The sequence below is a fragment of the Binatus sp. (SeqCode) genome, from assembly GCF_050013435.1.
GTDB lineage: Bacteria > Desulfobacterota > Binatia > Binatales > Binataceae > Binatus.
Map to the genome: position 1 here is coordinate 1 of NZ_JBEKFG010000095.1, position 12,109 is coordinate 12,109.

11 protein-coding genes and 1 pseudogene are annotated in these 12,109 nt (G+C 61.5%); 1 reads left to right on the forward strand and 11 read right to left on the reverse strand.

What is annotated here, in order from left to right:
- The 4 genes from ABSB13_RS15245 to ABSB13_RS15260 all read right to left on the reverse strand — a co-directional run.
- A partial coding sequence (locus tag ABSB13_RS15245; protein ID WP_428110067.1) for a polyprenyl synthetase family protein occupies nucleotides 1–337 on the reverse strand: 337 nt, incomplete at its 3' end.
- 166 nt (nucleotides 338–503) lie between these two features.
- Entirely contained in the window at nucleotides 504–1,508 is a 1,005-nt protein-coding gene (gene hpnH / locus ABSB13_RS15250; RefSeq protein ID WP_428110069.1) for an adenosyl-hopene transferase HpnH, read from the reverse strand.
- Nucleotides 1,509–1,556: 48 nt separating this feature from the next.
- The gene (locus ABSB13_RS15255) at nucleotides 1,557–2,222 is read right to left on the reverse strand and encodes a TetR/AcrR family transcriptional regulator (RefSeq protein ID WP_428110071.1); all 666 of its coding nucleotides are present in this window, start codon (nucleotides 2,220–2,222) and stop codon (nucleotides 1,557–1,559) included.
- 152 nt (nucleotides 2,223–2,374) lie between these two features.
- Nucleotides 2,375–3,412, reverse strand: coding sequence for a Gfo/Idh/MocA family protein (locus ABSB13_RS15260; protein ID WP_428110073.1), 1,038 nt, complete (start codon nucleotides 3,410–3,412; stop codon nucleotides 2,375–2,377).
- A gap of 329 nt (nucleotides 3,413–3,741) precedes the next feature.
- Between ABSB13_RS15260 and ABSB13_RS15265 the strand changes: the two genes are divergently transcribed.
- Nucleotides 3,742–3,981, forward strand: coding sequence for a GlsB/YeaQ/YmgE family stress response membrane protein (locus ABSB13_RS15265; protein WP_424672519.1), 240 nt, complete (start codon nucleotides 3,742–3,744; stop codon nucleotides 3,979–3,981).
- Between the two features lie 27 nt (nucleotides 3,982–4,008).
- Here ABSB13_RS15265 and cyaY read toward each other — a convergent pair whose 3' ends face one another.
- The 7 genes and pseudogenes from cyaY to ptsP form a co-directional block, all read right to left on the reverse strand.
- On the reverse strand, nucleotides 4,009–4,329 hold the full coding sequence (cyaY, locus tag ABSB13_RS15270) for an iron donor protein CyaY (RefSeq protein ID WP_428110074.1): 321 nt from the start codon (nucleotides 4,327–4,329) through the stop codon (nucleotides 4,009–4,011).
- A gap of 81 nt (nucleotides 4,330–4,410) precedes the next feature.
- A pseudogene (locus tag ABSB13_RS15275) lies at nucleotides 4,411–4,992 on the reverse strand (DUF507 family protein).
- Between the two features lie 66 nt (nucleotides 4,993–5,058).
- Complete coding sequence (locus ABSB13_RS15280; protein WP_428110076.1) at nucleotides 5,059–5,319, reverse strand: MoaD/ThiS family protein; 261 nt, start codon at nucleotides 5,317–5,319, stop codon at nucleotides 5,059–5,061.
- Nucleotides 5,319–6,425 carry a beta propeller repeat protein gene (locus tag ABSB13_RS15285; protein WP_428110081.1) on the reverse strand — a complete coding sequence of 369 codons (1,107 nt, stop codon included), beginning with the start codon at nucleotides 6,423–6,425 and terminating at the stop codon, nucleotides 5,319–5,321. Before ABSB13_RS15285 ends, ABSB13_RS15280 begins: the two co-directional genes overlap by 1 nt.
- 603 nt (nucleotides 6,426–7,028) lie before the next feature.
- Nucleotides 7,029–7,811: a DUF1499 domain-containing protein gene (locus tag ABSB13_RS15290; protein WP_428110077.1), complete on the reverse strand. Its 783-nt coding sequence runs from the start codon at nucleotides 7,809–7,811 to the stop codon at nucleotides 7,029–7,031.
- 172 nt (nucleotides 7,812–7,983) lie between these two features.
- Nucleotides 7,984–9,855, reverse strand: a complete 1,872-nt coding sequence (locus ABSB13_RS15295; protein ID WP_428110078.1) for a B12-binding domain-containing radical SAM protein — start codon at nucleotides 9,853–9,855, stop codon at nucleotides 7,984–7,986.
- Nucleotides 9,856–10,060: 205 nt separating this feature from the next.
- On the reverse strand, nucleotides 10,061–12,109 hold a 2,049-nt coding region (gene ptsP, locus ABSB13_RS15300; RefSeq protein WP_428110080.1), incomplete at its 5' end, for a phosphoenolpyruvate--protein phosphotransferase.

The window sequence follows — 12,109 nt, forward strand, 5'->3', positions numbered from 1 at the left end:
GCGTCGCGATCGCTTCGCCATAGACCTTGTGATTGGTCGGGCGCCCGCGGCGCATATCGTCATCGTCCATGCACGGCAGGTCGTCGTGAATCAGCGAGTAGGTGTGAATCATCTCGACCGCGCACGCAAATCCCATCGCCGCCTCGACTTTCCCTCCGACCGCCTCGCACGACGCCAGCACCAGCACCGGCCGCAGCCGCTTGCCGCCCGCCAACAGCGAGTAGCGCATCGCTTCATGCAGGCGCGCCGCCGCGCCCGCGGGTTCCTCGACGCTTTGAACGAGCGCTCGTTCGATAATCTGCGCGCGCTCCTTTAAATAGCTGTGCAAGTCAAACACGTCTGGTTTCTCTTATCGCGACGGCAGCGGCGCCGACGTTGGCTCGACAGCGGCGCTGAAAAACTGGCCGGGATTTTTCCTCACGCGATCGTTCCCCTCCCGCCTGGCAACGCTGATTGCTCAACTGCGCGCGAGCGCTCTGCGCTTCGACAGCGCAAGCGACTCATCACGCCACGTAATGCCTCACCATCCGCCACGAGTCCTTAAGATTCTTGCCGAAATCAAGCGCCACTGTGCCCTCGAATCCCGAATGCAGCTTGCAATCGCGGCAGCGGAAATCCTGCTTGGTCCGGTAGTATTCCCAGTCCGTCGCCGCGTGCATTTCGTTGAACGTCTTGTAGTGCCCGTTGGTTATCAGGTAGCAGGGTCCCTTCCATCCTCGCGGATTGCGCGTCACCGTCGTCCACGGACTGCACTGCATGTCGCGTTTGCCGACCAGGTAGTCCAGGTATATCGGCGTATTGATGATCTTGTAGTCGTTCGCCATGTCGCGGACTTTGAGGAACTTGGCCGGCATGTCTTCTTTTCTCAGATACTCGTCGTCGTTGTTCAGCACCTGGTAGTGATAGCCGGGGCTCAGCAGCATCCCATCGACGCCCAGGCTCGTCAGGTACTTGATCATCCCTTCGAGTTCTTCACCGCTGGTCTCGCGGAACACCGTCGTGTTGGTCTGCACGCGGTAGCCCTTCTGCTTCAGCAGCTTGATCATCTTCACGACGGTGTCGAAATGCCCCGGCCGGTCGGTCACGCGATCGTTGGTCTCGCGCATCCCGTCCAGATGCAGGTTGAAGCTCAGGTACGGACTCGGCGCCACCTGCTTGACGAATCGTTCCAGCAGGACCGCGTTGGTACAGATCATGACGTGACGCTTCTGATCCTCGATCAATCCCTGGGTCAGCGGCACGATATGCTTGTACATCAGCGGCTCGCCGCCGCAGATCGACACGATCGGCGCGCCCGCTTCCTGGGCCGAATGCAGCGCCTCGTCCAGCGGCATCATGTCGCGAATCGTGTCCTTGTACTCGACGATTCGCCCGCATCCGATACATGCAAGGTTGCACGCATGCAGCGGCTCGAGCATCAGCACCAACGGAAAATACTTCTCCCCCGAACGCTTCTTCGCGCTCATGTAGCGGCCCAGATCGATCATCTGTCTTAGCGGGATTCGCATGCTGGCGCGTTCTCCTGGATCTTGAAGAAAGTGAAATGAGTGAAAATTTCAGGCGGCTGGCGCGCCGCCATTCTCCGATGAAGATGCCGCCGGTGCGCCCCCGAACAGCCACTCGCCGACCATCGCCACCGCCCCTTCCGGATCGACGGAGTTTGCGCCCATGAACAAGTATTCGATCAGCAATCCGTTCAGCGCCGAGAGCAGAAACGCCGCCGCCGATTCCGGCGCCGGCCGCCGCGTGCAGATGCCCTTTTGCTGGGCGCGCGCGATCAGTTCCACCAGCATCGCGCGATATCCGCTATACAGCTTGAGCACCTGGTCGTTGAGGCCTTCGGACAGCCGCTGGTCGTGGAGCATCTGCGCCAGGAAAAAACGCACCGAGCTCGCGTTGTCGCGCACGAACGACAGGTAGGACTCGACCAGCTTCTCAATCTGCGCCCGCTCGTCCATCGCCGCTTCTTCCGCAAAATCGATGAAGTACGGCTCCAGCAGCCGGTTCAGCACCGCCACGAACAGCTCTTCCTTGGTCTTGAAATGCCAGAAAATCAGCGCCTTGCTGACCCGCGCCTCGCGCGCCACTTCCGACATCGACGTCTCATGGAAGCCGCGATTGGCAAATAGCCCCATCGCCGCCTTCAGAATCTCGTCGCGCGAATCCTGCGACTGTGCGCGCGGCTCGGATAAGCTTGGTTGTTTGGCCTGCGATGCGTCCATAATATTCCCGTCTCGATAATGCGGCTAACCTTTCGGTCAATGGCAGCTTTACCGTCACAATTCCGAAAGTCAAGAGAGCCAGTCCGATCGGTCAGGCGGTCAGTTCGAGCCAAAATGTCCCCCATGCGACATTTCGGTCTAACTGCTTGATTTTACGGGATATTGATCTCGATTCCGTTGTTGACAGCTGATCGTCGCGCGGCATCGATTAGCGCCAGTGCGGCCCGCGCCTCGGCCAAATTGCGTCGCGCAACAGCGGCGGACGAGTTGTCTCCTTCGGAGACAACTCGCTCGAACTCATCCGCGACTCCGCCGAACCACGCCGAATGGTACGAGTCGTCGGGAATGTCGGCGACCGAGAGGTCTTCAGCCTTGCCCGACCGATCAGTCAGGCGCACCCGATCGCCCTCGATCTCGATACTCGCGCGCTCGCCATAGATGACCGCGGAAGTTCTGCGCACCGGCGCGCGCCACGACAAATGCGCACGCGCCACGCGCCCCGCCCCAAACTCAACTCGCACGTCGGCCACGTGGTCAACGTCCACGCCCGTCGGTGATTCAAGCCGCGCCGAAATCGACAGCGGCGACTCGCCGCCGAGCATCCAATACATCAGGTAGAACACATGCCATCCGTGATCGATCAGAATCCCTCCGCCCGACGCCGCCGACGCGCGCCACTTGCCACCGCTTCCGCCCGCGCCCGCAGGCTCGGTGCGCAGCCGATCGATCGACATGAAGCGAATCTCGCCAAGCCGCCCAGCTTCGATCGCCCGGCGCGCGGCCGCATACGCAGGCGCGTATTTCCAATTGTGCACGCACATCAGCACGCGCCGTTTTTCCGCGGCAATCGCGTCGAGCTCGTCGAAGTCGGCAAGCGTGAGCGCAAGCGGCTTCTCGACCAGCACGTGCGCGCCCGCTCTGAGCGCCGCGCGCGCAGCCGCATGATGCATCCCCGGGGGGCTGGCGACATCGACAAAGTCGGGCGCCTCACCGTCGAGCATCAGCTCGAGGTCGTCGTACACCCGAACATTCTTGATTAGCCGAATCGCCTCATGGCGGCGCTCCGAGATTGGATCGTGGATCGCGCCGATCGCGATATTTTCGCGCGTGCGCCATCCCGGGAGATGCGCCCGCGCGGCGACCTCGCCGAACCCCGAAATAGCCCCGCGCAGTTTTGCTTGATTCGCCACCACTGGTCCCTCGCCCGTTATCTTACGGGAGAGGTTAGGTGAGGGTGTAGCCGCCGCATCGACTTTTTTGTGTCATTCCGAGCGGAGTCTCCGGAGCCGAGCGACCCCGCCTCTTTTTCATCGCCCTGCCGCCCGCGTCGCGCTGAGTGCCCCCGCAGCCGCAATCCGGCGGTGCAGTCGAAATCCCGCATCGCATACGCCACAATACCGCCTGATTCACGCATCATTTCGCGCGTACCACGATGGCAACGCTCTTGCTCTCTCCTGGATGAAGGCTCGGCGCCGAAGTTTCGGGCGTCGCGGCCAACGACAGGGAGGACAGACCGATCATGTTCGCATGGATTCTAGTCGGACTCATTTCAGGATGGCTGGCCGGGAAGATTCTCAACGGCAACGGCTACGGCATGATGGCTGACATAGCACTCGGCCTGGTCGGCGGAGTGATCGGAGGCATGATTTTCGCCGTGCTCGGCGTTCACGCGCATAACTTTGTCGGCGCGATCCTGATGTCCACGGCCGGCGCCACCGCGCTGGTAATCGCGACGCGAATCATGCGCGACGAGATCTGAGCGGGCGCGCGGCCGCCGCTGGAAAATTCAGAACTCTACGGGATGCCCGAGCTGCTCGGATATCGCCTCTGCCAGACGTGGAAACAACTCGTGGCCGTCCTTGTCGTCGAGCCACAGACCGCGAGCAGCATCCCAACCGTAATGGAATCCATGGGAGCCGGCGGCGAGCCACAGCTGCTTCATCTGCGATTGCCTCGACAAGATAAACCTGGCGCCGCCCGCGAACTCGATCGTCACGACGCCGTCGGCCGTCGTGTAATCCACTTCGTCGGGGTCGAGGTCCTCGAGCCATTTCGCGACTTTGGTCAAGGCGGTATCCGACCGCTCGCGAAATTCGTTATCGTCCATTTTTTTCAGGGGCCGTGACGCTTGAGATACTTGAGCCAGAGTACTTGGCCACGTGATGCGATTGGAAGTACCCGCGGCGGCCTAGCTGCGCGGGCCTTTCTTGCGCATCTCTTCGTCGCGGTAGCGCTTGTAGAGGATGGTCCATTCGTTGGAACCCTCGACGACGCCGCGTTTGATCGAATTGATCTTGCGCCTGACGATCGCATCGATCTCGTCGCCCTGCTCGTTGAACTGCGCGACGATTTCGCGCGCCTGGCGAAGCGCGAGCGGAAAGTTCGCGATCTCGGCCAGGCCCTCGTCGCGCAATTTTGCCAGCGACTCGCGCGCCAGGAACAGCACTCGTGCTTCGGTGAGCTTCATGAAGATTTTACTGTGCGAGCATGTCGCCTAGAGCGTGAAGTTCTTTTTCTCGGCCAGGCGCTGGCGAATCAAATTGCGCAGCCGCGTGACGTCCAGGCGCGTATCGCGGCGCGCCTCCGCCTCCGCCATCTTGTCGGCCTCTTCGTCGATCTGCGCTTCGGTCTCGAAATTCGCCGACATCAGCTCGACCACGCACGCCACCAATTCCTTGACGTCGCCCTTGGGCTTGATCACGCCGCGATCGATCAACCCCTGTACGAGATGAGTCGCCAGCGCGTCGATCTGTGTTTCCCGCATCGCCATACGATCACAGCTTGACCGGATCGCGTGCGTCTTGTCAAAAGCACGCGCAACCGATGCGCGGTTCAGTCATCCGCCGCTGAGCGCGCAGATGATCTGCACTTCGTCATCGGGGTGCAGTGCTTGAGCCAGATCGGCCACCGGCTCCCGATTTACGAAGAAACGGATATGCCTGCGGATGCGCCCCTGCTCATCGATCATGCGAAAGCGAATTCCCGGACACGCGCGGTCGAGATTGTCGAGCAGCTCGGCGAAGGTCGCGCCGGCGGCCGTCACCGCGTCGCGGCCACGAGTATAAGAACGGAGCGGACTTGGAATCGCCACGCGCATCAGGAAACTGTCGCCGCGACCACCGAATAAATGTGCGGCAGATGCGACGCGACGCATCGCCAGTTGCGTCCCTCGTTCGGACTCATCCACACCTCGCCGCTGGTGGTGCCGAAGTAAAGCCCGGCGGGATCCCAGTCGTCGGCGCAAAACGCCTGGCGCTTGACGGTGAACCATGCATGCTCCCGCGGCATCCCGCGATCCTGCCGAGTCCAGGTCGCGCCCGCGTCGCTCGTGCGGTACACCGCCGGCCGCCCGTCGGGACTGGTCCGCGGCCATACCGTCGTGCCGTCCATCGGGAACACCCACGCCGTATCCGGATCGCGCGGATGCAACACTATGCCGAAGCCGATGTCGCCAATCTCCCGGGGCATGTTGACCCCGATGCGCACCCACTCGTCGCTGGGGCGATCGATCCGATAGATGCCGCAGTGATTCTGCTGGTAGAGGCGATCCGGCTTGCGCGGATGCAAGCACATGCAGTGTACGTCCTGCCCGTACTCCGGAAATGGATCGGGCAGGAAGTTCACCTCGACGCCTCGATTGAGCGAGCGCCACGATTCTCCCTGGTCGCGAGTCTCGAACGCACCGCCGTCGGAGGTGACCATGTACACGTGCGCCGCATCGCGCGGGTCCACATTCACCGAACTCAGTACCGGTCCGTCAGGTGTTCCCTTGTCGGGCGGATTCCACCTGGAATACATCGGATGGTCGTTGTAGCCATCGACGCCGCGCCACGTAACTCCGCCATCTTCGCTTCGAAACAGCGCCGGCGGCGAGGTGCCCGCATACCAGGTGTCATGCTCATCGCGATGCGCCGGCGACAGCCAGAAGGTGTACTCGACCGCGCGGCCATTCTCTCCCGGCGCTGCCATCCGAAACGCCGGCGGCTGGGATGCCTCCTTCCACGTGCGCGCCAGGTCGGTCGATCGGAAGATAGTAGGTCCAAGATGTCCGGCGCGCGCCGCCATCAACATGGTCTTGCCATCACGAGGATCGAGCACCAGGTGATTGACTATTTCGCCGAGGCGATGCGGCCCGTCCAGGCGCCATCGCGAGCGCGAACCGTCGCTGTGATAGATGAACGCACCCTTGCGGGTACCGACCATCAGAATGACGCGCTTGCTCGGAGTCGCGCGCTTGGGAGTCTTCACGGACGCCTTGCGCGCGGGCCGCGGTTGACTGGCCTTCGATTTCGCTCGGGTGTCGCGCCGTTTCATTTCCGCGTCCGGTTCCAGATCGCGATTGGGATGCTAATTTCGTGGCGTTCGTACTTCAACTGGGTACTGACGTTCTCCATGTCAGGCTGCGCCGGGGGATGAAGGAAGAATCACCTGCGCGGTGGGCGGCAGGCGTGACCCTGGCCGTGGCGACGGCAAAGAAAAAGATCCGGGATTCTTCGCTTCGCTCTAGAATGACACAAAAGAAGAGTGCGGCCCCTCGTGTCATTCTGAGCGAAAGTTGCTGTAGCGAAGAATCCCGCCGGACGCCCGGCGTCCGGCGACGGCCAGACACGCGCTGGCGCGCGCGAGATCCTTCGCTGCGCTCAGGATGACACAAAAAAAGTTCTAACAGGGCGAAGCCCGCATCTTCTCTTTTCACTAAGGTGCAGGGGTTACCCCTGCCCAGGGAAGCGTGAAACCCACGGCGGGTTTCACATAAGATAAAATGGTTCACCCTTCCCCAGCGCACGCGCGCCACGCGCGTGCGCGTTAGTGCGGTTTCTTGGCGTTCTGCTGGTCCTGCTCTTGCTTGTAAACCTCGTCCATCTTGGGCTCGAGCGCCTCGTAAAATTGCTTGATATGCCCAACGCTGGCGCCGATGTCACCGGGGAAGTAGCGCAGCATCGAGGTCGCATCGGGACGCGCCAGGCCGGAGCGCGCGCACACGTCGATCTCACCTGATGATTCTACAGCGATCCTCACGTCGTCCTCGAGTTTGAAGATTCGCGACGTGTAGATGCAGTCGATGGTGGAGTTGGCGGGATCCGCCTTGACGATTTTCCATCCACCGAGCGAGTTGATCGTATCTTGCGAGAGTTGGAACAGTTTCTGGCGCGGGATTCCCGGATACGAGCGGCGAATCAATTCCGGAAAGACGTCGTCGAGCGACGGCGGCGTCGGGACCGGTCCCAGCCTGTGGGTGGAGTCAGGCGGCTTGGCAGGCGGCTCCTTTGCGGCGTGCTTCTTCGGCGCCGGCGCGGCAGGAATCGCCGCGGCGTTGGGCTGAATGCCCATCTGGCAAGTCACCGAGCCGTCACCCGACGCGCTGGCGGCCGCGGAGTTCATCGTGACGAATCGGATCATGCGTTGCTGGGCGCCGGGTCTTTCGAAGATGGTTTCGTCGTTCATGATCATCGCGATGCCCGCCGCGGCGATCGCCACGGGTATGAGAAAGAGCGCGAGGCGGACAACCAGGCGCAAGGCGAATGGGACGAAGAACAGTACCGCGGCGATGACGACGAGAGCGACGATGATGACGGGCAGCGTGATCATGATGGGGACCCCGGGGAAATCCCTACCCGTTTATGGGGCGTTGACGCAAGCCGGGTGCGGGTAATTCGTGGGTGATGCGGCGGTTAGAAGCAGATAGCGCCCGAAAAGCACACCGGCGCGATCCTGATTGGATCGCGCCGGTTTTCGGTCAGATGGTTAAACTCAGCGGCGCTTACGCCGGAGCCCCGGCGAATCCATCGCCAGGGTCGCCGCGCAAAATCGCATCGAAGCGCTTCCCGCCGAGGTAGCAGCGGCGCGCCTCGTCGTCGGTTACAGCGGCACGGCGGACGTCGCGGCGGCGAATCGGCCATATCCCGCCGACCATAGGATGCCGTCCCTGGCGATGGCTGAAGAAATAATAGGTGAACTGACGGAGCGTCGAGCAGCGCGCTTCCGCACTGAGTCCACGGCCGGCGCATATGGTGAACATCCGGTGAAGAAAGCGCGGCAGCGAGTAGAAGCCCAGGTAAGCGTCGCGGTACGCGCCGAGCCAGCTTTCCTTGTCCATCTTGTCGTGCTTGAGCGTGACGTGCTGCGAGTCGAGCTGGTTGAAGTCCCAGTCGGTGATGGCGCCTTCGCGGGTGAAGCGCGCCTGATCTTCGGTGCCCGGCAGCGGAGTCATGATAAAGAACGACACCAGGTCGAAGCCGATCTTCTTCAGCGTTGCCACCGCCACGCGTCCGCAATCAGGACCGTCAAACGGGAATCCCAGCATATAGCCGGCGTGCACCGACACACCGACTTTGTGCCAGTTCTCAACGACGCGCCGATACTTGTCGATCACGTGCGCGCGCGCCGCTTCCAGCTTCCACTTGTGCTGGCGGTCGTCGGTATTCTGGTACTTGGTGGCAAAGTTCAGGTTGTCGGGATTGAGCGACTCGATTCCGACGAACGCCTGGTAGCATCCCGCGGCCGCGGCCAGTTCGGTGAAGCGTTTGCTGCGCCGATGCTTGGCGGTCTCGGTCTCGCCGTCGGCAACGTTTGCGTAGCACGACGCATCGACGTCCACCTGCATCATGAAGGAGAGCTTGGGATACTCCTTCTTCACATCGATCAGGCCGGTGAGAATCTCTTCCCATCGCGGCGAGCGGAAAAAGTCGTCATCGACCAGGAACAGCGACTCGATGCCATGATTTTGGCATGCGTCGCGCACCCAGTTTACGACGGCGTCGGGCTCGCGCGAGCGCATCGTGCGGCCCATCACGTTTTTCACGCTGCAATACGAGCAGGTAAAAGGGCATCCGCGCGAAGTGTCGAGCGTGGTCATCGTGTCGTTGAAAAATCGCGTGAGATAACGATCGTCAAGCTTCGGCAGCAGCGTCTCCGTGATAAGCGGAACGGTGATATCGTCCTGGCCGGTCTTCGCGCGAATTCCCTCGGTGACCGAATAATGCCTGCGCAGCTCACCGCGCAGGAAGTCCTCGACGATACAGCCCCAGATGTTTTCGGCCTCGCCGACGACGGTGGTGACGCCGCATTCATTGAGGAACTTGCACGAATCCGGAAAGCCGCTGACGTGGAATCCGCCCATCATCGTGGGCAAGCCCTCGGCGACGAACTGAAGCGCGAGGTCGCGCCCGCGCGGATACTGATTCGATTGCACACCGGCCAGCCCGATCAGCAACTCGACGCCATCTTCGCGCGCCTTTTCCTTGATCGCCTTGATCGTCTCAGGGCTGACCACACCGTCGCAGATCTCGTCCCAAATTACCGTCTCGAGGTAAACGTTCCGCTCGACCGCGTAACGCTTGTTGAACGCCTCGTTGAGCGCCGTCAGCACGGTCAAAGTGTTGTTGGGCTGAACGCCGTAGCGAAAATATTGTACAAAGCCCTCCTCGTCGTAGCGCGAGGGTTTGATAAAATAGACTCGAATCGTGCGGCAAAGCTCGGGCTTTATCGCCGCATCGGCGGTCGCACCCGTGCGGGCAGTCAACTGAAGCGTGGCGGCCGGACGATCACCGCCATAACGGTTGGTCCCCAACAGCCAGTAGAGGACACTTGCCGCGAAAACCAGAAATGCGCCTAAACAGATAAGAAATACCATCAGTAGATCCTCAGCTTTTCTTTCCCAGCCCAGCCCGACAGCGTGCCCAACCTGCGCATCATACCCGAATACGGGCCCGGATGGTATCTAACCGGTCGGTCAGAAGAAGTAAACAAATCCCGACTGGCTTTGTCAAGAATTCATTGAAACACATTAACAGCGCCAAAGTCGAGGAATTAACCGGGATAATTCGGATAGAAGGTAACTAGCGGTACATTTCGACCAGATTGATCAGCCCCAAATCGCGATAGCGTTCAACCAGATAACCCTTGATTTCCTGCACGCTGGCCATTTGTAAAGTCTCGCGCGCGATCAGGCGGGCGGTCTGATAATCGACCTCCCGAATGACCTTGCGCACCACCGGAATAAATAGCGGGCTCAGGCTTAGTTCGTCGAGGCCCATCCCGACCAGCAGGAGCGCTGCCAGCGGATCGCTGGCCATCTCGCCGCACAGGCAAACCTCCTTGTCGGCCGCGCGCGCGACATTGACGACCTCGGAGATGGCGGAAATGACGGCGGGATGCAGCGCCTCGTACAGGTGCGCGACTTTGCGATTGTTGCGATCGGCGGCGAGCAGGTACTGGATCAGATCGTTGGTTCCGATCGAGAAAAAATCGACCTCGCGCGCAAGCCGCGGCGCGAGCCAGACGGCCGACGGCACTTCGACCATGATTCCGACTTCGATATTGGGATTGTGCTCGAGTCCTTCCTTGAACAGCTCGGCCTGCGACTCGGCCAACAATTCCTTGGCGCGGCGCAATTCCTCGAGGCTGGAGATCATCGGGAACATGATGCGGACATTGTGGGTGGCGGCGGCGCGGAGAATGGCGCGAAGCTGAACTTTGAACAGCCCCGACATCTCAAGCGAGATACGTATCGAACGCCAGCCGAGGAACGGATTGTCCTCGCGCGGCACCCGCATGTACGCCGGATACTTGTCGGCGCCGATATCGAGCGTGCGAATCGTGATCGGGCGCTTGCCGAGCATATCGAGCATTTTGCCATACAGCGCGAGCTGCTGAGTCTCGTCGGGAAAATCCTCGTAGGTCAGGAAGGAGAATTCCGAACGCAGCAACCCGACGCCCTCAGCGCCGTAGCGCAGCGCCAGCTGGATGTCGGCGGGCAGCGCGATATTCGCAAGCATCATGACGCGATGGCCGTCGCGGGTCGCGGTGGGCGCGTTGCCCTCTTCGATAAGCTCGCGCTTGAATGCCTCGTAGCGCTTGGACAGGCTCACGTAGTCGCGCTCGATCTCGGCGCCGGGATTGACGTAAACGACGCCCGAGTTGCCGTCGAGCACGAGCTGATCGCCCTCGACGACGGATTCCATAAGATGTTCGACGCCGACTACGGTGGGGATTTCGAACGCCCGCGCCAGGATCGCCGCGTGCGAGGTGACGCCGCCGGATTGCAGCGCAATACCCGCGAGCTTGTCGTGGCTGGCGAGCATCAGTTGCGAGAGCGTAAGTTCCTCGGCGACTATAATCGTGGGCTTGGTGGATGGAGCCCGCCTTTCCTCCTGGCGCAGATGCCGCAACACGCGATGGCCGACGTCGCGGAAGTCGGTCGCACGCTCGCGCAAATAATTGTCCGCGACCGCAAGCATCGAGGTGCTGAGTTCCTCGATGACCCGGAACAGCGCACTCTCGGCGGCGTAGCCGTCGCCAATCGTATCGCGGATGCGGCCGACGAACTCCTCGTCTTCGAGAATCATGCGATGGCCGTCGAAAATCTGGAGGTCCGACTCGGGCATCAGCGGCTCCATCCTGACCCGCAGCGTCGCCAGCTCGGCCAGCGAACGGGCCAGAGCGTCCTCGAAGCGCTTGACCTCGGCCTTGGGGTCGCGGCACTTCTGGTTGCGATCGACGCTGCTTAGAAATGCGCCGATGATGTGCGCGCTTCCCTGCGCAAATCCGGGCGACGCGGAAAGTCCTGCCAGCCGCGGGCGGCGAATCTTGGCCGGCGGGGCGTGGCGGGTTTTGCCGCCGATTTTTTCGTAATCCTTGAGCTGGCGGTTGGCCTCGATCATCCGGCGCCGATATTCGAGCCGCTCTTTTTCCTTGGTGGCGAGCGATTCGCGCAGCCTGAAATGAGAAAGAATTTGCGCGACCTGGTTGGCGGCGGTGCTGAGCAGGCGGATTTCGCTCTTGTTGAATTTGCGCCGCTCGAGCGTCTGCGCGACCAGCACTCCGAGCGGCTTCTTGCGGCCGTCGCGAACCGGCACGCCCAGAAAAGTATGGAAGCGCTCCTCGCC

Excerpts from the sequence above, each read along its gene's own strand:
- hpnH (WP_428110069.1), bottom strand. The coding sequence starts at position 1,508 with ATGCGAATCCCGCTAAGACAGATGATCGATCTGGGCCGCTACATGAGC.
- ABSB13_RS15255 (WP_428110071.1), bottom strand. The coding sequence starts at position 2,222 with ATGGACGCATCGCAGGCCAAACAACCAAGCTTATCCGAGCCGCGCGCA.
- ABSB13_RS15265 (WP_424672519.1), top strand. The coding sequence starts at position 3,742 with ATGTTCGCATGGATTCTAGTCGGACTCATTTCAGGATGGCTGGCCGGG.
- cyaY (WP_428110074.1), bottom strand. The coding sequence starts at position 4,329 with ATGGACGATAACGAATTTCGCGAGCGGTCGGATACCGCCTTGACCAAA.
- ABSB13_RS15280 (WP_428110076.1), bottom strand. The coding sequence starts at position 5,319 with ATGCGCGTGGCGATTCCAAGTCCGCTCCGTTCTTATACTCGTGGCCGC.
- ABSB13_RS15285 (WP_428110081.1), bottom strand. The coding sequence starts at position 6,425 with ATGGTCGGTACCCGCAAGGGTGCGTTCATCTATCACAGCGACGGTTCG.
- ABSB13_RS15290 (WP_428110077.1), bottom strand. The coding sequence starts at position 7,811 with ATGATCACGCTGCCCGTCATCATCGTCGCTCTCGTCGTCATCGCCGCG.
- ABSB13_RS15295 (WP_428110078.1), bottom strand. The coding sequence starts at position 9,855 with ATGGTATTTCTTATCTGTTTAGGCGCATTTCTGGTTTTCGCGGCAAGT.